Raw genomic sequence first — 21,980 nt, forward strand, 5'->3', positions numbered from 1 at the left:
ATGGCGACGTTTAGGACATCCAAGACCGTTCCCGAGGCCGCCCGCCGCAACGGCGCGCTTCGGGACGGTGCGCGCGCCGTGCCGGAGGAGACGCCGGTCGCTTTCAGCTATGGTGGTTCGACCCATGCGGTGATGATGGCGACGCCCGGCGATCTCGAGGATTTCGCCGTCGGCTTCAGCCTGACCGAAGGCATCATTACCGATCCCGGCCAGATTGAAACGGTCGAGGTCGTCTCCGAGACGGTCGCCGGCAATCTCGGCATCGACTTGCAGATCGTGCTTCAGGACGAAGAGAACGACATGCTGCGTCAACGCCGACGGCACATGGCGGGGCCGGTCGGTTGCGGTCTTTGCGGCATCGAATCGATCGAGCAGGCGGTACGGCCGACGCCGGACGTTTCCCGTTCGAGACTGACGTTGTCGCAGGAGGACGTGGTTTCGGCCGTAGCGCTGCTCAATGGCCAGCAGCCGCTGCATTTCGAAACGCGCGCCGTGCACGGTGCCGCCTTCTATGTGCCGGGCCGCGGGCTGATCGCTGTGCGTGAGGATGTCGGCCGCCACAATGCGCTCGACAAGCTGGTCGGTGCCGCCGCACGCGCCGGCTTCAAGGGCAGCGAGGGCGCCGTGGTCGTCACCAGCCGCGTGTCCGTCGAGATGGTGCAGAAGACGGCAGTCGTCGGCAGCCCTGTGATCATCGCCATTTCGGCGCCGACGGCGCTTGCCATTCGCACGGCGGAAGCTGCGGGCATGACGCTGATTGCGCTCGTGCGCGGCGACGAATTCGAGATTTTCACCCATGCCGAACGCATCAAGTCCGGAGCTGCCGTCGATGTCGCATGACAATACCAACGCCAAGCTGATCTATATGGCGAACCAGATCGCCACCTTCTTCAAGAGCCAGCCCGAGAGCGAGGCGGCGCAGGGCGTTGCCACCCATATCAACAAGTACTGGGAGCCGCGCATGCGGCGCAAATTGTTCGAGCATATCGACAATGGCGGCGAGGGGCTGACGCCGCTGGTGCTGGAGGCGGCCGCAAAGATCAAACGTCCGGAAGCGGCCTAGCCTGCATTCCTTACCCGCCAGCGCTTTCTGCGCGCTCATCGAGAGTGTTTTCCTAAGCGGGCACTCTCCTGAAAAGATTTAAGGGAAGGCGGCTACCGGTCGCCGCCTTCCCCATTCCCGAGCGCGGGGTGCAGGGATGTGCGCTCAGAAATTCTGCCAGCCATCCGCGGCCGGTGCCGCGGCCAGGCTTGTTCGTTGTCCGCCGCGCATGGCGCGGGCGGTGGCATGCAGGCGTGATGGCTGCGCGCGATCTTCGAGGTGGCGGTTCGCGTCGACGACCTGGGCCTGCTCGCCGTAGCGGAACTGGCGGAGCAGTTCGTGCAGGGCTTCGGCCTCGCGGGCCATGGCGTGGCTTGCGGCCGTGCTTTCCTCGACCATCGCGGCGTTCTGCTGGGTCGCCTGGTCCATCGAGTTGACCGCCTGGTTGATCTCCTTGAGGCCGGTCGACTGTTCCCGTGCCGCTTCCACGATCGCCGAGACGTTGGCGTTGATCTCCTGGACCTGGACGAGGATTTCCTCAAGCGCCGCCCCGGTCTGGCCGACCAGCGACACGCCGTTCTTGACGTGTTCGGTCGAGGTGCCGATCAGCGACTTGATGTCCTTGGCGGCACTGGCGGAGCGTTGGGCCAGTTCACGCACTTCCTGGGCGACGACGGCGAAGCCCTTGCCGGCTTCACCGGCGCGCGCCGCCTCGACGCCGGCGTTCAGCGCCAAAAGGTTCGTCTGGAAGGCGATGTCGTCGATCACGCCGATGATGTTGGAGATTTCGCGTGACGACTGTTCGATCTGGTCCATGGCGCCGATCGCGCTCTTGACCACATTGCCGGAGCGTTCGGCACCGGCCTTGGTCTTGGCGACCAAGCCTCCGGCCTCCTCGGCGCGGCGGCTGGAGTCCGAGACGGTCGTGGTGATCTCGTCGAGCGCTGCGGCGGTCTCTTCCACGGAAGCGGCCTGTTGCTCGGTGCGCTTCGACAGGTCGTCGGCGGCGGCCCGGATCTCGCGGGCGCCGGAGGCGATCGCGCTGGCATTGTCGCCGACGGTTCGCATCGCCCCGCGCAGCTTTGCGGTGGCATCGTTGAAGTCGATCCGCACCGCTTCCATGCTTGGTACGAAGGGCGTGTCGAGGTTGCGCGTCAGATCGCCTTCGGCGAGCGCCCGCAGGCCCGCGCCGAGGCTGTTGATGGCGCTCATGCGCTCGCTGACATCGGTCGCGAACTTGACGACCTTGTAGACCTTGCCGCTGAAGTCGCGGATCGGGTTATAGGCCGCCTGGATCCAGATCTCCTTGCCACCCTTGCCGTAGCGCACGAACTCGTTGGAGAAGAACTCGCCGGCGGCGAGCCGCTTCCAGAAGTCGGCATATTCGGCGGTGCGGGCATAGTTGGGCTCGCAGAACATGCTGTGGTGCTTGCCCTGGATTTCCTGGAGGCTGTAGCCGAGCGCGGCGCAGAAGTTTTCGTTGGCGGTCAGGATCTCGCCCGATGGGGTGAATTCGATTACAGCCTGGGAGCGGGAGATCGCGTCGAGCTTGCCGGCATCTTCCGTGGCCCTTGCCTTGGCGGCAGTGATGTCGCTTGCGAACTTGACCACCTTGTAGGGCTTGCCGCCCCGAAGCACCGGGTTGTAGGTCGCCTGGATCCAGATTTCGCGGCCGCCCTTGGCGACACGCTTGTAGGCATTGGCGTCGAATTCGCCGCGGCCGAGCCGGGCCCAGAAGTCGCGGTATTCCTGCGTCTGGGCGTAGTCGGCGGGGCAGAACATGCGGTGGTGCTGCCCGACGATTTCGCTGAGGTTGTAACCGAGTGCCTGGCAGAAATTCTCATTGGCGGTCAGGATCTTGCCGGTCAGGTCGAACTGGATGATAGCCTGCGACTTCGAGAGCGCGGCGATGATCTGGTTCGCGTCTGCAATTTTTCCGAGAGCGAACATTGTAACCCTCTTCTCGTTTGTTGGCTCAAGCCGGGGGCTTCGTGCCTTCTTTGACAGGGTTTGCGGAGCCGAAGCGGCGCAAACTCCCGGACTAAGACAAATGCCGGCCTGCCGAAACATGTCTGGTCGTCCCGCGCCGGCCCACCGGGTCAGCGATTTAGTGCTTCGTGAGGGGAGTTCGAACTGGCGGGCTTCATGCCCAGGCGCCGTGTTTATGCAATCTAGGTTAGTGATAGGACTATTAAGCAGGTGTTAAAATAGCAACTATCAAATTTCAGTTGTAAGAACTCGTAGATCCCAATTTTAGTTGAATTAGTTTCTCCTGTTTTTCTAAAGTATTGCCCTCTGGCTGAGCAAATAACCAACAAAAAAGCCGCCCGACGAGACGTCGGACGGCCTTGAATATCGCTGAGCTGTTGCTTTAGGCGGCCAGTTCCTCGACCTCGCGTTCCTTGAACATGCGGGCAAGGTTCAGGAAGCAGATCATGCCGGTTTCGTTGGCGATGATGCCTTCGGCGAAGCTCTTGTCGAAGGAGGCCGTCACTTCCGGCACCGGCTGCACCTGGCTGCCCTGGACCGTGAGGATATCCGACACGCGGTCGACGACGAGGCCGATGACCATGTTGTGCACTTCGGCGACGACGATGGCGCTGCGCTCGTTGGCGGTGGTCGATTTCATGCCGAGCTTGTGGGCGAGGTCGATGATCGGGATCACCGTGCCGCGCAGGTTCATGACGCCGATCACTTCCGGCGGCGAATGCGGGATAGGCGTCGAGGGCGCCCAGCCGCGGATTTCACGGATCGTCGTCGTCTTGACGCAGAATTCCTGATCGTGGAGGCGGAACGCAATGATTTCCAGCGTCTCGCCGTCGAACCCGGCCGTCCTGAGTGTGCTTGTCATCGAAGGTCCTTCCAGCTTTCCGGTCGACGCCTCTGGGCGCGACACCGCCATACTCCAGATCTCTCCGCATGGCTGACGGCGCATCAGGCGCGGTCAATGATCCGTAAAGGAGAGATCCTTCCAGTCCGCCGATCACATCCGGCAGGGCGCAGCTGCATCATGCGCGGAGGAACCGCTTTGCGCTTTGGGAAAGGACTATAGGCCGGGATTCGTTAAGACTTGCTTTTGCAAGTGCTTACGAAGATCTCGCCCCGGGCGTGACCCCGGGGCGGAAGCGATTTGCGATCAAGCGGAGGCGAGAACCCTGGCAAACTGTTCGACCGCCCAATCCACCTGCTCGGCGGTGATGACGAGCGGCGGCGCGATGCGGATCGTGTCGCCGTGGGTGTCCTTGGCAAGGATGCCGAGCTGCTTCAGCGCTTCGCAATACTTGCGCGCGCCGCCGGCTTCCGGCACCAGTTCCACCGCCAGCATCAGGCCGCGACCGCGCACTTCCTTGATGATGTTGGAACGGATGTCGGTGAGGCCCTTCTGGAAGCGCTCGCCCATCTTTGCCGAGTTCTCGATCATGCCTTCCTCGGTCAGCGCCTTCAGCGCCGCGCGGGCAATGGCGCAGGCAAGCGGGTTGCCGCCGAAGGTCGAGCCGTGCTGGCCGGGCTTCAAGACGCCGAGCACTTCGGAATTCGAAAGCACCGCAGAGACCGGATAAAAGCCGCCGGACAGAGCCTTGCCGATCAGCGTCACGTCGGCTTCGATCGCCTCATGCTCTTCGGCAAGCAGCTTGCCGGTGCGGCCAAGCCCGGTCTGGATCTCGTCGAGGATCAGCGTGATGCCGTGCTTGGTGCAGAGCTCGCGCACCGTCGTGAAGTAGCCGACCGGCGGGACGATGACGCCGGCTTCGCCCTGGATCGGCTCGACCAGGAAGGCGACGGTGTTTTCGTTGATCGCCGCACGGAAGGCGTCGATGTCACCGAAGGGTACGACCTTGAAGCCCGGCGCAAACGGGCCAAAGCCGGTGCGGGCGTCCGGATCGGTCGAGAAACCGACGATACCCATGGTGCGGCCGTGGAAGTTGTTGGAGCAGACGATGATCTCGGCCTTGTTCTCGGCCACGCCCTTGACCTCGTAGCCCCACTTGCGCACGGCCTTGACGGCGGTCTCGACGGCTTCGGCGCCGGAGTTCATCGGCAGCACCTTGTGCGAGCCGGTCAGCGCAGCGATCTCTTCGTAGAAATGCGCCAGCTGATCGTTGCGGAAGGCGCGGGAGGTCAGCGTCAGCTTCTGCGCCTGCTCCATCATCGCCTTCAGGATCTTCGGGTGGCAATGGCCCTGGTTCACGGCAGAATAGGCCGAGAGACAGTCGAGGTAGCGGTTGCCTTCCATATCCCAGACATAGACACCTTCGCCGCGCGAAAGCACCACGTCGAGCGGCTTGTAGTTATGGGCGCCGAGCCGGTATTCGGTTTCGATCAGGGCAGCCGTCGTGTTCATATATCGTCCTCCGGTGTTTCTTTGTCTGAGCGGGAAGAGGAAAAGTGTGCGCGGTTTTCCGCCCGCATCCCGCTTAGACTTATGAGAGCCGTTCACGCTTATGATCTTGGATCCAGTCGACCCAAGATCTCCGTGATCTAGGCGCTGCGGGTCGGCCGGTCGAGAACACGGCGGCCGAAGAGGCTCGCCGTCAGTTCGACCAGGATGCGCGCGCTCTTGCCGCGATCGTCGAGGAAGGGGTTGAGCTCGACGACGTCGAGCGAGGAAACGAGCCCGCTTTCCCAGAGCACTTCCATGATCAGGTGCGCCTCGCGGAAGGTGGCGCCGCCCGGAACGGTGGTGCCGACGCCGGGCGCCAGTTCTGGATCCATGAAATCGACATCGAGGCTGACATGCAGCAGGCCATTGGCGGCGCGGACCTCTTCGAGGATCTGGCGCATGATGTGAGCCATGCCGAGTTCGTCGACGGCGCGCATGTCGAAGACGCGCACGCCATGTTCTGTGATCTCTTCGCGCTCGCGGTCGTCGACCGAGCGGATACCGACCTGGAAGACCTTCTTCGGATCGACGAGCGGACGGTCCGACGGCAGGATCGGGGCGAATTCGGCCTGGCCGCAGAAGAAGGCGACCGGCATGCCGTGCATGTTGCCGGAGGGCGAGGTCGACGGCGAGTTGAAGTCGGCATGGGCGTCGAGCCAGAGCACGAACAGCGGCCGGCCGACGTCTGCGGCATGGCGCGCCATGCCGGAGACGCTGCCCATCGAAAGCGCATGGTCGCCACCCAGAATGATCGGGAAATGGCCCTTGCGCACGGTGTCGTGCACGGAATCATGCAGGGCGCGGGCGAAGGCTGCGACGATCTGCAGGTTGTTGGCGCCGGGATGGTTGGCGAGATCGCGCGCCGGCAGCGGCTTGACGTCGCCTTCGTCGTGAACCGTATGGCCGAGATCGCGCAGCACCGTGTCGATGCCGGCGATGCGCAGGGCCGTCGGACCCATGGCCGCGCCGCGTCGTCCAGAACCTTCCTCGATGGGTGCGCCGATCAGCGTGATAGTCGTCATGTCCGCCCGATTCCTTCTCAAGATAATTCCGATGTGACCCAGTCCGGGATGTGTGGATTATGGCCAAAATGGGCGTCAGCAAAAAGATGGAAAACTGCCGATTAGTGAGCTAGATTCGATAGATTGCTAAGTCCGATTTTACAAAGTGGCAGGCTATGGATGATCTCGACCAGGCGCTGATAAGCGCTCTGCGCCAGAATGCGCGCATTCCCGTTTCGACGCTATCGGAAATGACGGGCGTGTCGCGGGCGACGGTGGCGGCCCGTATCGACAGGCTGGTGGCCAATGGTACGATCGCCGCCTTCACCATCCGCACCGGTGCCGAAATCCCGACCTCCGGGGTGCGCGCCGTGGTCATGATCGAGGTGCACGGCAAGATGGCCGATCGTGTCGCCGAGCAATTGCGCGGACTGCCGCAGGTGCGGGCGCTGCACAGCACCAATGGCCGCTGGGACTTCATCGCCGAGCTTCAGGACCGCGATCTCGTCTCTTTCGACGAAACGCTGCGGCGCATCCGCCTGATCGACGGCATCACCGTTACGGAGACGAATATCCTGTTGAAAACCAGTAAGATGACCGGGGCGTTCTGAGCATTTCTGGCCGCCCGAAGCGGTGAGGAAATTGCCTCTCAGAGTCGAATTGTTCTTGCTTTGTTCTAGTACTTCGCTATGATGGCCGCCTCACCCAAGATGGAGGATGTCATGGTTGCCAATGGCGGCAGGCTTGCCGATCGGCAGATCTGTGTGAAGCTGTTCGTCAGGCATGGCGACGAGGATCGCGCCATCGCCTTCTATCGCGAAGCACTCGGCGCCGAACTGCTGCAAAGGCATGAATGGCCGAGCGGCATTCTGACGAGTGCGGATCTGAGGATCGGGGAATCGGTGTTCCGTATTGCCGGGGCCAATCCGCGCCGCGATGCGGAACCCAAGCTCGGCGGGCCGCGCTCGCCGCATGCGCTCGGCACCACGGCGGTGATCCTGGAGCTGCATGTGCGCGACGTCGATCGCGTCATCGGCCGAGCGATCGGCGCAGGCGCAAGCCTTCGCAATGCGGCCGAAACCTTGTCGACGGGCGATCGCGTCGGCGCCTTCATCGACCCCTTCGGCCACATCTGGGCGTTGTTCAACGCTATGGAAGATGCCGACGTCGTCGATCTGAGCATCGAGGCCCGCAACGCCGCCTGAGGCGTTGCGGGCCCTTTCGCTGCCCGGGCATGTGCTCTGGGTGGATTTTATGCCTGCTGCCTGACGATCAGAAGAACTCGTCGAGCAGGCAGTAGAAGTCACGTTTCTCCGAATCGTCCTTGTCGAGGCCATAGCGGGTCAGAAACGGCTGAACCCACTCCTCGCCGAGATTGTGGACGATGCTGCGGCAGGCAAGAGCGATGTCCTGGTAGGGGTCGGCGACGCCCAGCCGGCTGCAATCGATGAAGCCGGAAAACCGGCCGTTCTTCTCGATGATGTTCGGCAGGCAGGCGTCGCCATGGGTGACGACGAGTTCGCCGGGTTGGGGCACGCGCGCCTGCAGTTCGGCAAAGAGATCCGCCGCCGTTCGGCCGAGCCGCGTCTCGTCAAAGTCGCTTTCATCGATCACGCCTGCCTGGGTGCGCGCCTTCGCGATGGCGATGCGCTCTTCGATCCGGTGATCGAAGGGGCAGTTGGCGATATCCAGCGCATGCAGTTGCTTCAGCGCGTCCGCGAGGATGACGATCTGGTCCTTGGGCGAGAGCGTCGTGGAGGCGAGGTCCGTCCCTTGCACTGCTTGCAGCAGCAGCCAGTTCGTCTCCGCGCCGAAGGCACGAGCGATCACCCGCGGGCAGGGCAAGTCCTTTGATGCCAGCCAATCAAGCCGCGCCGCCTCGTCGACGAACTCGCTGAACGGGCCGGCTTCCTCGAGCTTCAGCACCAGCATGGGTCGATCGGGCGCCTTTAGAAGAAAGATGCTCGAGTCGGATTGCCCGAGCAGATCACGGTTCCACTGATAGCCAGCGACAAGAGGGCGGAATGGTTCGGGCAGTTCGGGACGCGGAAAAGAAGAGGGCAAGGCAATCACCTGAAAAAAGGAATGAAACAACGGGGCGCGCGGTCGCGCCTGGATGCCGATGTAGGTTTGGCAAAGTGGCATTTCCACGGAGCGGTCCCGCAAGTTTTGACGGCGCGTGCCGGTAAATCGCCTTTCACGGTGCGTCTTCGCCAAATCTCCATCAAAGCTTCGCAAAGCCCGCTCGGGTCGACCGCAAAGTCACCTTTTTAGAAGTGTTTCGAAGAGGTGCTCATGGGCGTGAACCACAATGAACTGCTGTCGGCGGCCGAATGCGCCGACCGTCTTGGCCTTACCATCCGCGCTCTCAAGGTCTATGAGGACCGCGGCCTGATCACGCCGCGGCGGACGGAGAAGAAGTGGCGGCTCTATGGTGCGGTCGAAATCGCGCGGCTGACCGAAATCATGGCTTTGAGGCGGCTTGGCCTTAGCCTCACCCGGATTACCGAAATGCTCGCCGGTACTGCGCCGGCCCTCGGACAAACGCTAGCCGTCCAGCAATCGGCGTTCTTGGACCTGCGCGACCGTGTCGAACACAGCCTGTCCTTGATCGATGCGGCGCTCCAGAAGATCGAGCGCGGCGATGCCCTGTCGATCGACGAACTCCTCATGCTCGCCCGAAAAACCGAGATGACCGGCCTGTCACCTGACGCCGTCGCATGGAACCGCTACGAGCTGACGCGCCCACGCCGCGAGGTCTCCTTCGTCCCCGAGAATGGCTGGGCCTGAAACAGGCGCAAGAAGGGCAGCGCGCTCCGCGCCGATGACATGCGACCGATCACGGCTTCAGACGCCGCCGGTGCCTCCAAAAGACCATAGTGAGTTTGCTGTCGAGCGGGCAACACAGGGGCTCTGGAGCCGGTGGATCGCGATCGACCCACCGGCTTCCTTGTCATGCGGGCGGGACAGGCGTGTTTACGCCCGCCGCCGCTCAATATTCCTTTTCGAAGAAGACGCCGCCCGAGGCCGAACCGTCGCCGGCGGCCGAGCCCTTGAGCTTCACGCCCTTGCCGACATCGAGATTGATGACCGCCTTGCTGGAGGCGGAATCGGAGCCCTGCTGCAGCTCGATATAGGTGCGGTCGTTGAGATACTTGCCGGCGCGCACGGAGGCGCCGCCATTCTCGTCGGTGGTGACGTCGAGATCGTCGACGCCGAGCTTGTTGCGCAGGCCGTCGAGCAGCGAGGTCGATCCGCCACCGGCAAGCTGGCTGACGGCCGAGGCGAGCTGGGCGATCTGGAAGGCCGAGAGGTTTGACAGCGACCGGTTGAAGATCAACTGCGCCAGGATTTCGTCCTGCGGCAGCGCCGGGGAGGAAGAGAAGGCGATCTGCGGATTGTTGGCGAGGCCCGCGACCGCGACGGTGATGGTGGTCGCGCCGACGCTGGAGGTCGCCTTGAGGTCGAGCGTCGGGATCAGGTCACCGCCAAAGCCGATATTGCCGTCGGTGAAGGTCAGGCGCTTGCCGAGGATTTCGAGCCGTCCGCGACGCATCTCAAAGCCGCCGGAAACAATTGGCTGCACGGCGGTGCCACGGATCGTCAGGTCGCCGCCAAGCTCCGCGTCGATGCCGCGGCCGCGCACGAAGATCTGGTGGGCGTTGACGCCGAGATCGAAGGCAATCACGCCGCTGGCATTGGCACCTGCGGCCGGCACTTCGTCCTTGCGCAGGTCCTTGACCATCTTCCGCACCTTGGGCGGCGCATTCTTGTGCTTGATGTCGATGGCCGAAAGCGACGTCGGCAACTTCTCCGGAATGGTGATCGATGCCTTGCGGATCGTCACCTTGCCGCCGAGCGTCGGGGTCGCGACCAGGGGACCGGTCAAGGTCATCTCGCCGGCAACGTTGGCGTTGAACAGGGTGCCATCGACGTAGGTCGCGTTGTTCAGCTTGATCGTCAGGTTGGCCGGGAAGCCGGAACCGGGTACGGTGCCGACGGTACCGCTGGCTTCGACCGAGCCGCCGGTCGCGAGATTGGCCGAGAGCCTGGAGATCGTCGCCTGCTTGCCATCGAGCGCGACATTGGCGGTCAGGTCGTTGAGCGCCAGGTTGCGACGCACGTCGACGAGGCGCCCGCCTGACGTGGTGATCGTGCCGGCGATCTGCGGCGCCTTCGCGGAACCGGAGATTGCCACATCGACATTTGCCTGGCCCGTCAGCGTGAAGCCTTTCTCCGCCATCAGGTTGGCGATGAGGGCGAAGGGGACGTTGCCACTGAACTTCATCGCGATCGGCATGTTGCCGCCGATGTCGACATTGCCGCCGCCCTTGAAGGAAAGTCCGCCGGCGCCCGAAAGCGTCGTATCGAGCGTCACTTTGTTGTTGGCAAAATTGCCGTCCGCCGTGACATCGAAGGCCGCAACGCCCGCGGTGCGGGCTGCCGCGAGCGAGGCGCCCGACCATTTGAGGTCGTAGGCGACGACCGGGGCAGACGCTGCGCCCTCGACATCGACGGTGCCGGCGATCGTGCCCTCGGCGCCAAGATCCGGCGCAAAGGCGTTGACCAGTGCTGCGGGCAGGGCGTTGAGCTTCGCAGTGATGTCGAGCTTTTCGCCAGCCGTGCCGTTGACGGCGATCGTACCTTTCGATGCCTGGATCGTCAGCGCGTTGAGACGGACGGTGCCGCTTTCGATGGCAATCACCGTCGGCTGCGCCAGTTTCAGGGCAATGCCCTTCGGCGTTGCGCCAAAGGATGCGAGGCGGATTTCCGTGCGGCCCTTGGCGCTCGCAAGGTCGCCCTTCACCGTCAGCGGTCCGCCGTCAAATTTGCCGTCGACGGCAAAACCGGTGCGGCCGGCTCGTTGCTCGAAATCGACGGCAAGTCCGGAAACACGGTTTTCGCCCTGCGCCACCGTTTCGGCGCGGATGCTGCCCTTGATCGCCAGGGCCGCGAGGTCGGCGATGGTGATGTCGGCGGTCGGCCTGGAGATGGTCAGCTGGTCGCGTTTGATGCCGCTGCCGCCGGCCTTGACGACGACGGAGGTGATGCCGTTTTGGGTCTTGATGGCCGCCGAGCCGTTGAGGTCGCCGGAGGCCTTCTGCCCGGCCATGGCGGCCAAGAGGCCGAGATCGGGCAGGTCGAAGCTGACCGTGCCGTCCGGCTTGAAATCGGGGGTGAAGCTGATTGCCCCGGTCAGCTTGTTCTCGCCGATCCTGGCCTCGAGCACCGGGATTGCGGTCTGGCCATCCTTCGAGACGACGTCGGCCTTGACGTCGATGGCCTGGCCGTCGAGTGCACCGGTCGCCGTCAGGCTTGCCTGCGGGCTCGAAGGGTTGGCCTTGGCGTCGGCCTTGACGTTGAGGTCGCTGAGCGTGCGTCCGGCCAGTGTCGCGCCGCTCGACGTCAACTCGGCCTTGATGCCGAGTTCCGAAAGCGGGCCGGTCACGGCGGCGGTAAAGTCGGCCTTGCCCTTGGCATCGGCAAGCAGCTTGCCGAGATCAGGCAGGGTACCCCTAAGGTCGGCCGTCAGGTTGCTCTGCGCGAGCGCAACGGTGCCGGCGGCCTCGATCGTGCCCGACTTGAGCTCGAGGCCCTCCACGGTGACGCCGCCGTCGGTTGCCGTCTTCACTTCGCCCGAGAGTGCGATCGTGCCATCGAATTTCGCGGCGGCCGCCGGCGGCAACGCGTCCGGAATGGCGAAGAGCTTGAAGGCCGCGAAAACCGTGTTCTCGTCGCGATAAAAGGCGCCGGTGAGCGAACCGCCGATACCGGGGCTTTCGATCGTCACCGGGTTGAAGGCGATGTTTTCCTTCGTCACGGAGAGGATTGCGTCCACCTTCAGCGGCACCTGGACCAGGCGGGCGAGGTTGGGGTCGTTGAAGCCGGCTTCGCCCACCTCGATTGCCGCCTTCACCGGACCGGATTGCGCCTGGAGATTGAAGCCGTCGCTGCGTGCCGAAAGCTTGACTGCGCCAAGCGCCACGTCGGGCACCGCCAGGGAGGTGACGTCTGCGGTGAGATCGAGGATCGCGGCTTGCGCGTCGCCGATCAGCGAGAAATCGACGGCATTGATCTTGGCCTGCGCTTCACCCTTCTGCAGCGGCCAGCGGAAGTCGACAGGGCCGTTGGTGCCGGCAAGCCTGGCCTTGAGGTTGTTCTCGCCCTTGCTGTCGTAAGTACCGAAAGCGGCAAAGGAGAGCGCGCCCGTTGTCACATGAGCCTTGTCGACCTGAACCAGCCCCTGGTCGTTGAACGCGGCGGCGATGTCGAGACTGGTGTCACCCTCGAACATCGGGCGCAGCGCCGGCGGCATCAGCGAGCCGAAACCGCCGCCGCCGTTAACGGTCAGCCGGTGCATTCCGTCGGGCGTCTGGACGTGGCGACCGTCGAGCTTGAGAATTTCGCTGCCGTCGAGTGCGGCCGTGGCGCTGCCGACCCAGTCGGAAAGCGGGCCTTCGCCGGTCAGCTTGATGTTGACTGCGGGCTCGTTGGGCAGGCGAAGCAGCTTTGCCAGCACGCCGTTGTTGGGCTCGTCCACGGTCGCCTCGAGCTTCAGCTCGTTGCCTGCCGGATTGAAGACGATATCGGCAACCGCGCGCGCTTCCGGCCGGTCGCGCTGGGCGGCCGCAAGCTGAAGGGCGATGCTTTCGTTGGTCGCGTTCACCTTGCCGCTGGCGGTCAGGAACTGGTCCTCGCCGGCGATCGCCTTGCCGATGATGATCTCCTTGAGATCGATCGCGTCGATCTTGACGTCGACGGGAAGCGCAAAGGTCGAGCGGACTTCCTTGGTCTCGGTGGAGGGGATCGGCAGGCGCTCGACGCGCACCGAGCCGGCCGAGAGCGCCGCGGCTTCGAAGCGGAAGGAGAGAAGGGCGGCGGGCGACCAGGTGAGATCGAGGTCGCGCACTTCGGCATAGACGCCCTCGCCATCGAACAGCGTGATGCTTCCGGCCGTGAACTTGCCGGTCAACAGCGCGCTCGGATCGGCGATCCGCACGATCTGGTCAGGGGTTGCCGCATACTTCTCGATTGCCCAGGCGACGAGCCTTGCGCCGGGTGTGGTGAAGCCCACGAAGGCGACGAGAAGAAGGGCAACGACCGCAATCACGCCAAGCACACGAAGGCCATAGCGCAGCGTCGCGCGAAGGAAGCGGACGACCTGATTCATGATCTACCCATAACGCAAGTTGCTCCCAAGCGGAATCTCCGCCGGCAGAAACTATCCGGCAATGGCGGCGATTTGCCGGTTCTGATGGAAGAAACGGCCCGGATCAGAAGGATTGGCCGATACCGGCATAGATGCCGTACTTGGTGCCGCCGGGATATTTGTTAAGCGGAACGGCAAAGTCGAGGCGGATCGGGCCGAAGGGCGTGGCGTAACGCAGGCCGATGCCGGCGCCGGCGCGGATGTCGGAGAAATCCGGCGTCGTCTTCGCAGACACCGTACCGGCGTCGATGAAGGGAACAACCCCGATCGTGTCGGTGATGGCGATGCGGGCTTCGAGCGAGGCGTTGACATAGGAACGTCCGCCGGTCTCCTCGTTGTCGGAATTGCGCGGGCCGATCTCCTGGTAGGAATAGCCGCGTACCGAGCCGCCACCGCCGAGGTAGAAGCGGCGGTTGGCAGGAATGTCTTCGAGCCCGCTGCCGCCGACGAGTATGCCGGCGCCGATCTTGCCGGCAAGCACGAAGCGCTTCTCGTCGCCGAGCGCATGGTAACCGGATGCCGAGGCTTCGAAGGACGAGAAGAAGGTCTGCCCCTTGATTTCGTAGCTCGGCTTGGCGTTGATCATCGCCCGGTAGCCTTCGGTCGCGTTCAGCTTGTCGTTGCGGGTATCGCGCACATATTCGAGCGGGATCGCGGCCGTCAGATAGGAGTTCGAGCCGAAGGCGTCGTCGATGTTGGCCCAGCTGAGCTCGCCGCCGCCTGAGACGGTGTCGGTGTCCGAGAGCTCGAAGGTGGCGCCGGCCGCTGCCGTCAGGATCTTGGCGCGGTAGGCGTCTGGGTCCTGGATGTTGGCCTTGACGCTCGCGGTAAAGGTGGAAGCCGGGCCGAAGGCACCGGGTTTGGCAAACAGGATGCCAACCGAATAGTCGAGCTTGTCCAGTTCCTTGGTCTCGCCGATGCGGTCGACCGATCCTTCGATGCGCAGCGATTCGGCGCGGCCGAAAAGGTTGCGGTGTCCCCAGTAGCCCGAAAGCCCGAGGCCGTCGGTGGTCGAGACCTGGGCGCCGAAGCCGAAATACTTGTGCTTGCCTTCGGACACCTCGATCTTCATCGGGAGAGATCCATCGGGCGAAAGCGCATTGGCTTCCTTGATGGTGACGCTCGAGAAGACGCCGAGCTGGCGCAGGCGCTCGGAGGCTTTGCGGATGTCCGCGGGCGAATAGGGACGGCCTTCGTTGAGGCGTGAGTAGTCGCGCACGAAACCCGGGTCGACGGTTTTCGTTCCGTCGACGCTGACTTCGCCGACTGGGGCAACCGGGCCGCCGCTGGCGCCGATGACGATGTCGACGGTCGAGTTGGCGTGGTTGGCGACAGCGCTGCGTTCGGTGAGCTTGGCCAGGGGGCGACCCTGCTCGCGCAGATCGTTCACGACCTTTTCGCCGGCCTTGATGATCAAGGTGGAATCGGCACGCGCGCCGCCGGGCAGGCCGTAATCAGCGGGACTGAAACCGGCCGCATCGCCTTCGAACTTGACGGAACCGACGTTGAAGACCGGACCCGGCGTCACGGTGACGGTGACCGGAATCGGCTTGCCATCCGGGAAAGACGGATCCGGCGGCAGACTGTCGATATCCTGGCCGTTGATGCGGATCGCGATGGTGCCGCCGTAGCGGGCCTTTTCGTAGAGTGCGGCAAGCAGCCGGTCGCGGTCGTCACGCGCCCGAATTGCCAGGCCAAGATCGCCGGAGACAGGCTTTTCCTGGCCCTGCACGAGCTGCGAGCTGTTTTCCAGCGCTTCCTTCAGTTCCTTGTCTTCGGTGCCGGCGTCGAAGGTGAGGGTATAGTTGACCGGGTCGATGACCGGCGCCTCTTCCTCGTCGCTCTCGAAAAACTTCATGCCGAAGAGCTTGAAGGCATAGGCCTTCTCGGCGGAAAGCGGGCCGAGCGCGCACGAAAAGGCAACAGCAAGCGAAGTCGCTGCCTTCCAGTACGCAATACTCGACCGTGGTGGGGACATTCGCTTCCGCATCCCGTCTTCAGGCGACCCAATACAAACTGCCTGCTTATGCGGCTGGGTCACTATCGCATGCCTAAGGTTTTCCATCTGTTAACGATGACGATCCGCTGCATCCACCCCTGATGCCGAATTTCGGTGCCGATTCCGTCGAAAAAGCGCGGAAATGTTGTCGGCGCAGCACAACCACCGCCGACAACCAGCAGGGCGCTGCGCCTTTTGGGAGGCTTAAATGCCGCCTTGTCCGCTGTATCGAGCCGCTACGCGGCCTCGGGCAGCGCCCGCAATTGCGGTACGCCGGAAGCGATGATGACGAGGAACTGGATGAGGAAACCGACCGCTGCGACGGCAAGGCACGCCTCGACGCCGAAGCGTGTGGCGACGACGGCGCCGAGCGCTGCACCGATCGGCCGGGCGCCGAAGGTGGCGGTGGTGATGAAGGCCGATACGCGCCCGAGCATCGCATTGGGGGTGACGGCCTGCCGCAAAGTGAGCGTGGCGATCGACCAGAGCACCGGGCCGGCGCCGAACAGGAAGAAGCTCAGACCGGCAAGGGCGCCTGAGGGAATCCAGATGGTCGAGAGCATCACGGCCGCAGCCGTCAACCCGCCGAGCGGGCCGAGGGCGATCATCAGGCCGAAGGGGATCCGGCGCGCAATGGCGGGGGCTGCGAAGGCGCCGATCATCATGCCGGCGCCATAGATGCCAAGCGTGATGCCGACGCCGGTCGCCGTCAGCCCGAGGGTCTGAATGGCATAGGCGACATAGACCGCCTGCAGCACGAACCAGGCCGTGTTGAAGACGATGGCGGTCACCAGAATGGGCCTGAGCAGCGGGTGGCCGCCCAGGAACCGGGCGCCTTCGGCGAGATCCTGAAGGAGGTTGCGCCTGGGAGCGGTCGGTTGCTGCTGGTCGCCAAGGCCGGCGAGCAGGACGACAGAGAGAAGGGACAGGGATGTGGCGGCGACATAGGCGAGCGATGCGCCGGTCCATGCGACGATCGCGCCGCCGATCGCCGGTCCGCCGGAATAGGCGAGACTGCGGGCGAGCTCCAGCCAGCGATTGGCGTCGGCGAGTTGGTGACGGGGCACGATCGCCGGCACCAGGGCTGGGGCGGCGACATTGTAGCAGACCGTGCCAATGGCGCCGACGAAGCCCATGACGGCGAGCAGCGGCAGCGACAGCAGGCCGCCGAGCATCAGCAACAGCGTGGCAACCAGCGACAGCGCGCGCAGCATTTCCGAGGAGACCATCAGCCTGCGCCGCGATGCGCGGTCGGCAACGAGACCGGCGGGAATGGAGAGCAGAAGGAATGGCAGCGTCTGCGCCATCTGCAGCCATCCGGTTTCCGCAGGGCCTGCGGCGAGCAGAAGCACGGCGGCGAGCGGAGCGGCGGCCAGCGCCATCTGCTCGGAAAACTGTGCGAACAGGTTGGACCAGCCGATGCGCTTGAAGGCCGGTGGCAGGGTGTCGCGTGGTGGGTTTGGCATGGAAGAACCTCGATCATGAAACGTCGAGGTCAGCAGACGAGATTGCTTCGGCGGTTGCCACCCGATTTCGGCGCCTTCGTTGGCCGCTGCGCGTTGTGTGCGGCAGAGGATGCGGTTGCCGCAACGAAAAACCCCCTCAGGGCGGTCAGCCGTGAGGGGGAAACATCAAACCAGACCGTCGGGCGGCTCAAGCTGCAGCCGACGGCAGGCTGCCTGTCGCCTTAGCGCGGGCAGGAGTCGATGTAGCGGCGGCCGTAGCGGTCGCGATAGTAGCACTGGCCGGGCTGCTCGGTGACGTTGCCGATGACTGCGCCGGAAACACCGCCGATTGCCGCGCCGACTGCAGCGCCACGGACGTCGCCGGTAACAGCGCCGCCGATGATCGCGCCGGAAACGGCACCGATGCCGGCGCCCTTTTCCGTCTGGGTGCAGCTTGCGACCGCCAGGGCGACCAGCACAAGTGCGATGGCTTTCTTCATGTTGTTCTCTCCGATGTCTACGGATCTCAAGCCTATCGCTCAGTCCGTCCCGTGGATGATGGCGAAGCCGGGAACATCCCGCTCCACCGGAACTTGCGGTTCGGAAAATACGCGGTCCCCATCGAAAGTCTACGGGAGCGCTGCGGTTTCTTCCTGCCGGCAAGATAATGATATCGTTCCTGAACGGGACATGAAGGCAGTTCCCTTCGGCACAACCGGCGTGGAAAAATTTTGTCGTTCGGCGGGCAGGGGCGGTTGCGGCATTCCAAAAAAAGACAAATGATACAAACAAGCCTGCGAAAATCCGGAGGAGCGGATCCGTGGGCGACGGGCATCGATATCAGTTGGCGCGTACCCTAGTCGCGTGAACCATCTCACCCGACTTTCCGGCCGCGCTCGTGTTGGCATTGACCGACCCCGGAGGAGCGAAATGGCGAAAGTAACAATGACGGTCAACGGCCGTCAGGTGAGCGGTCATTGCGACGACCGCACATTGCTGGTGCAATTCATACGCGAAAATCTCGGACTGACCGGCACCCATGTCGGCTGCGATACCTCGCAGTGCGGCGCCTGCGTCATCCATATGGACGGAAAGTCGGTCAAGAGCTGTTCCATCCTCGCCGCGCAAGCCGCAGGCTCTACGATCACCACCATCGAAGGGCTGGCGGCCGATGGCGAACTGCATCCGGTGCAGGCGGCCTTCAAGGCCAATCACGGCCTGCAATGCGGCTTCTGCACGCCCGGCATGGTGATGACGGCCGTCGACATGATCCGCAGGCATCAGGGTCAATTGGACGAGGCGACGGTGCGCGCCGAGCTCGAAGGCAACATCTGTCGTTGCACCGGTTACCACAACATCGTGAAAGCGATCCTTGCCGCCGCCGCCGAGATGAGCGGCGCCCGTGTGGCCGCAGAATAGCGGCAGAACGGGGGCGGGATCTCGCCCCTGACGCATGTCACTCAGGACCGATGCATGGCCGTCGGGACTGTCGCTGGATATCTCGGGAGGAGATAGGCAATGGGCGTTGAAGGCATTGGCGCGCGCGTGGCGCGCAAGGAGGACAAGCGGTTCCTGACCGGCAAGGGCCGCTATACGGACGACATGTCCGTGCCGGGGATGAAATATGCGGTGTTCGTGCGCAGCCCGCATGCGCATGCGAAGATCCTCAAAGTCGACGGGTCGGCGGCGATCGGCATGCCAGGCGTGATCGGCGTGCTCGACGGCAAGCAGTTGCTCGCCGATGGTATCGGCAACCTGATCTGCGGCTGGATGATCCATTCCAAGGACGGATCGCCGATGAAGATGGGCGCCTGGCGGCCGCTCGCGCACGAGACCGTGCGATACGTCGGCGATGCTGTGGCGATCGTCGTTGCCGACAGCGTCGCCGAGGCGCGTGATGCTGCCGAAGCCGTCGTCGTCGAATACCAGGAGCTTCCCGTCGTAATCGACGCCTCAAAGGCGCTTGAGGCGGGACAGCCGCAGCTTCACCCGGAAGCGCCTGGTAACCTGATCTTCGACTGGCAGATCGGCGACGAAGCGGCGACCGACAAGGCGATCGGCGCTGCGGCGCATGTCACCGAAATCACCATCCACAACAACCGGCTTTCGCCCAACCCGATGGAGCCGCGTGCGGCGCTCGGCATCTACGACGCCGGAGACGACCACTATACCTGCTACACGACCAGCCAGAACCCGCATGTGGCGCGGCTGGTGATGAGCGCCTTCTATAATGTCGCGCCGGAAAACAAGCTGCGGGTGATCGCGCCCGATGTCGGCGGCGGCTTCGGCTCGAAGATCTACATCTATCCGGAGGAGATCGTCTGTCTCTGGGCGTCGAAGCGCACCGGCGTGCCGGTCAAATGGACGTCGGACCGCACCGAAGCGTTCCTCACCGATGCGCATGGTCGCGACCATGTGTCGAAGGTGAAGATGGCCTTTGACGCCAACAATCGCATCATCGGGCTCAAGGTCGATACGATCGCCAATCTCGGCGCTTACATGTCGCTGTTCTCCTCGGCGGTGCCGACTTATCTCTATGCGACGCTGCTCTCCGGGCAGTACGACATCCCGGCGATCCATGCGAATGTGCGCACCGTCTATACCAACACCGCGCCCGTCGACGCCTATCGCGGTGCCGGGCGGCCGGAGGCGACCTATCTCTTGGAACGCACGATGGAGACGGCGGCCCGCGAACTCGGCGTCTCGCCTGCCGAATTGCGTCGGGTCAATTTCATCCGCTCCTTCCCGCACCAGACGCCTGTCATCATGAACTATGACGCCGGCGACTACGACGCTTCGCTCGAAGCGGCGATGAAGGCGGCCGACTGGAACGGCTTTGCCGGTCGCAAGGCGGAAGCCGCCGGTCGCGGCATGAAGCGCGGCATCGGCATGAGCTGTTACATCGAGGCCTGCGGCATCGCACCGTCGGCAGCGGTGGGTTCGCTCGGTGCTGGCGTCGGTCTTTGGGAATCGGCCGAAGTGCGGGTCAACGCCGTCGGTACGATCGAGGTCCTGACCGGCTCGCACAGCCATGGCCAGGGCCACGAGACGACCTTTGCCCAGCTTGTCGCCGACCGCTTCGGTGTGCCGATCGACAGCGTCAACATCGTGCATGGCGATACCGACAAGGTGCAGATGGGCATGGGCACCTATGGTTCTCGTTCCGGTGCCGTCGGCATGTCGGCCGTCGTCAAGGCGCTCGACAAGGTCGAAGCCAAGGCGAAGAAGATCGCCGCACATCTGATGGAAGCGGACGAAAGCGACATCGTCATCGAAAACGGCGAACTGAAGGTCGCCGGCACCGATAAGGCCGTGCCGTGGTTCCAGATGGCGCTTGCCGCCTATACCGCCCACAATCTGCCGGCCGGCATGGAGCCGGGGTTGAAGGAAGGGGCCTTCTACGACCCTGCCAACTTCACCTTCCCGGCCGGCTGCTACATCTGCGAGGTGGAGGTCGATCCGGAAACGGGCCGAACCAAGATCATCCAGTTTGTCGCGGCCGACGACTTCGGCAACATCATCAACCCGATGATCGTCGAGGGACAGGTGCATGGCGGCATTGCCCAGGGCATCGGCCAGGCGCTGCTCGAGGGCGTGCACTACGACCCATCCGGCCAGCTGCTGACGGCGAGCTACATGGATTACGCCATGCCGCGCGCCGACGATCTGCCGTCATTCCAGGTCTCGACCTCGAACACGCCCTGCCCGAACAATCCGCTGGGCATCAAGGGCTGCGGCGAGGCCGGCGCCATCGGCTCGCCACCGGCGCTGATCAACGCCATCACAGATGCCATTGGCAACAACGCACTTACCATGCCGGCGACACCGCAGAAGGTGTGGGCGGCGGCGCACGCGGCCAAGTGAACGGGAGGACACCTCATGTACGAGACCCAATATCACCGGGCGTCCTCGGTTCAGGACGCCGTCAGCCGAATGGATGCGGCCGGCGAAGGCAAGTACGTCTCCGGCGGCATGACCCTCATTCCGACGATGAAACAGCGGCTGGCGTCGCCGAGCGATCTGATCGACCTTCGGCACATCGCCGAGATGCAGGGCATCTCAGTCAACGGCCGATCCGTGCGGATCGGCGCGGCCACGACCCATTATGACGTCGCCTCGTCGGCGGCGCTCAAAGCCGTCTGTCCGGCGATCTGCAGCCTTGCCAGCCATATCGGCGATCCGCATGTGCGACACATGGGCACGATCGGCGGCTCCATCGCCAACAACGATCCGGCGGCGGATTATCCGGCAGCGATGCTCGGGCTCGGCGCGACGATCGTGACCAACCGGCGGGAGATCGCGGCCGACGATTTCTTCACCGGTCTGTTCGAAACGGCGCTGGAAGACAGCGAGATCGTCGTCGCGGTCAGCTTCGACGCCCCGGCAAAGGCCGCCTACCAGAAGTTCGCCAACCCGGCCTCGCGCTACGCGATGACCGGTGTCTTCGTCGCCAAGCGCGACAATGGCGAGGTCCGGGTCGCGGTCACGGGTGCGGGCGCAAATGGCGTTTTCCGTCAGGCGGAGATGGAGGCAGCCCTTGCTGCCAACTGGACGCCGGATGCGCTTGGCAATATTAGCGTCGATGCCTCGGAGCTGCTCTCCGACATTCACGCGGATGCGGCCTATCGCGCCAATCTGGTGAAGGTCATGGCCAAACGCGCCGTTGCGGCGGCATGACCAGCCTTCGCCGTCACACCAACATCGAAAAAGGGCGGCTTCGGCCGTCCTTTTTTCATCCTTGCTTGACTTCGATCAAGCTTGACGTGATGAACATGCACTAAGGCTTTCTTTGGAATGTTTCAAAACTAGGGCTGTTCCCGTTGAAACGGTTTCAGTGAAAGCAGCGAAGATGCTCAGGCTCAAAAATGCTAGATCATCTCGGATGCACTCGCTGGGAAGGCA

16 protein-coding genes and 1 pseudogene are annotated in these 21,980 nt (G+C 63.7%); 8 read left to right on the plus strand and 9 right to left on the minus strand.

The annotated features are described in order from the left end of the window. Window positions 1-840 (plus strand): formate dehydrogenase accessory sulfurtransferase FdhD, encoded by an 840-nt coding sequence (gene fdhD, locus ASD01_RS24900; protein ID WP_034802424.1) that lies wholly within the window; start codon window positions 1-3, stop codon window positions 838-840. Continuing rightward, complete coding sequence (locus tag ASD01_RS24905; protein ID WP_034802422.1) at window positions 830-1,063, plus strand: formate dehydrogenase subunit delta; 234 nt, start codon at window positions 830-832, stop codon at window positions 1,061-1,063. Before fdhD ends, ASD01_RS24905 begins: the two co-directional genes overlap by 11 nt. Window positions 1,064-1,207: 144 nt before the next feature. On the opposite strand, the gene ASD01_RS24910 is transcribed toward ASD01_RS24905, so the two are convergent. From ASD01_RS24910 to rocF, 4 genes are all read right to left on the minus strand, one after another. Next, complete coding sequence (locus ASD01_RS24910; protein ID WP_034802419.1) at window positions 1,208-2,992, minus strand: methyl-accepting chemotaxis protein; 1,785 nt, start codon at window positions 2,990-2,992, stop codon at window positions 1,208-1,210. Between the two features lie 421 nt (window positions 2,993-3,413). Then, window positions 3,414-3,893 carry a chemotaxis protein CheW gene (locus ASD01_RS24915; protein WP_034803080.1) on the minus strand — a complete coding sequence of 160 codons (480 nt, stop codon included), beginning with the start codon at window positions 3,891-3,893 and terminating at the stop codon, window positions 3,414-3,416. A 285-nt stretch (window positions 3,894-4,178) separates the two neighbouring features. Beyond that, window positions 4,179-5,384 (minus strand): ornithine--oxo-acid transaminase, encoded by a 1,206-nt coding sequence (gene rocD, locus ASD01_RS24920; RefSeq protein WP_034802416.1) that lies wholly within the window; start codon window positions 5,382-5,384, stop codon window positions 4,179-4,181. Window positions 5,385-5,521: 137 nt separating this feature from the next. Beyond that, the gene (gene rocF, locus ASD01_RS24925) at window positions 5,522-6,445 is read right to left on the minus strand and encodes an arginase (RefSeq protein WP_034802414.1); all 924 of its coding nucleotides are present in this window, start codon (window positions 6,443-6,445) and stop codon (window positions 5,522-5,524) included. A gap of 155 nt (window positions 6,446-6,600) precedes the next feature. Between rocF and ASD01_RS24930 the strand changes: the two genes are divergently transcribed. Both ASD01_RS24930 and ASD01_RS24935 read left to right on the plus strand, forming a co-directional pair. Beyond that, the gene (locus ASD01_RS24930; RefSeq protein WP_034802411.1) at window positions 6,601-7,035 is read left to right on the plus strand and encodes an Lrp/AsnC family transcriptional regulator; all 435 of its coding nucleotides are present in this window, start codon (window positions 6,601-6,603) and stop codon (window positions 7,033-7,035) included. 111 nt (window positions 7,036-7,146) lie between these two features. After that, the gene (locus ASD01_RS24935; protein ID WP_034802409.1) at window positions 7,147-7,629 is read left to right on the plus strand and encodes a VOC family protein; all 483 of its coding nucleotides are present in this window, start codon (window positions 7,147-7,149) and stop codon (window positions 7,627-7,629) included. 67 nt (window positions 7,630-7,696) lie between these two features. Here the strand turns inward: ASD01_RS24935 and ASD01_RS24940 are convergent, their stop codons facing one another. Beyond that, entirely contained in the window at window positions 7,697-8,488 is a 792-nt protein-coding gene (locus tag ASD01_RS24940) for an APH(3') family aminoglycoside O-phosphotransferase (protein WP_034803077.1), read from the minus strand. 231 nt (window positions 8,489-8,719) lie between these two features. On the opposite strand from ASD01_RS24940, the gene ASD01_RS24945 reads away from it, so the two are divergent. Then, entirely contained in the window at window positions 8,720-9,214 is a 495-nt protein-coding gene (locus tag ASD01_RS24945; RefSeq protein WP_051659627.1) for a MerR family transcriptional regulator, read from the plus strand. Between the two features lie 202 nt (window positions 9,215-9,416). Here ASD01_RS24945 and ASD01_RS24950 read toward each other — a convergent pair. The 4 genes and pseudogenes from ASD01_RS24950 to ASD01_RS24965 all read right to left on the minus strand — a co-directional run. Then, a pseudogene (locus ASD01_RS24950) lies at window positions 9,417-12,218 on the minus strand (translocation/assembly module TamB domain-containing protein); the annotation flags it as partial. Window positions 12,219-13,698: 1,480 nt separating this feature from the next. Further along, entirely contained in the window at window positions 13,699-15,612 is a 1,914-nt protein-coding gene (locus ASD01_RS24955; protein ID WP_082572989.1) for an autotransporter assembly complex protein TamA, read from the minus strand. A 257-nt stretch (window positions 15,613-15,869) separates the two neighbouring features. After that, a complete protein-coding gene (locus ASD01_RS24960) occupies window positions 15,870-17,099 on the minus strand; it encodes an MFS transporter (protein WP_034802403.1) in 1,230 nt (409 codons plus the stop codon). A gap of 221 nt (window positions 17,100-17,320) precedes the next feature. Next, entirely contained in the window at window positions 17,321-17,578 is a 258-nt protein-coding gene (locus tag ASD01_RS24965) for a glycine zipper domain-containing protein (RefSeq protein ID WP_034802400.1), read from the minus strand. 430 nt (window positions 17,579-18,008) lie between these two features. Between ASD01_RS24965 and ASD01_RS24970 the strand changes: the two genes are divergently transcribed. The 3 genes from ASD01_RS24970 to ASD01_RS24980 all read left to right on the plus strand — a co-directional run bounded on the left by ASD01_RS24970 (window position 18,009) and on the right by ASD01_RS24980 (window position 21,755). After that, complete coding sequence (locus ASD01_RS24970; protein WP_034802397.1) at window positions 18,009-18,497, plus strand: (2Fe-2S)-binding protein; 489 nt, start codon at window positions 18,009-18,011, stop codon at window positions 18,495-18,497. A 99-nt stretch (window positions 18,498-18,596) separates the two neighbouring features. Further along, window positions 18,597-20,942 carry a xanthine dehydrogenase family protein molybdopterin-binding subunit gene (locus ASD01_RS24975; protein ID WP_034802395.1) on the plus strand — a complete coding sequence of 782 codons (2,346 nt, stop codon included), beginning with the start codon at window positions 18,597-18,599 and terminating at the stop codon, window positions 20,940-20,942. A gap of 15 nt (window positions 20,943-20,957) precedes the next feature. Continuing rightward, the gene (locus tag ASD01_RS24980; RefSeq protein ID WP_034802393.1) at window positions 20,958-21,755 is read left to right on the plus strand and encodes an FAD binding domain-containing protein; all 798 of its coding nucleotides are present in this window, start codon (window positions 20,958-20,960) and stop codon (window positions 21,753-21,755) included. Window positions 21,756-21,980 lie beyond the last annotated feature (225 nt).

Source organism: Ensifer sp. Root423, assembly GCF_001426275.1.
GTDB classification, from domain to species: Bacteria; Pseudomonadota; Alphaproteobacteria; order Rhizobiales; family Rhizobiaceae; genus Ensifer; species Ensifer adhaerens.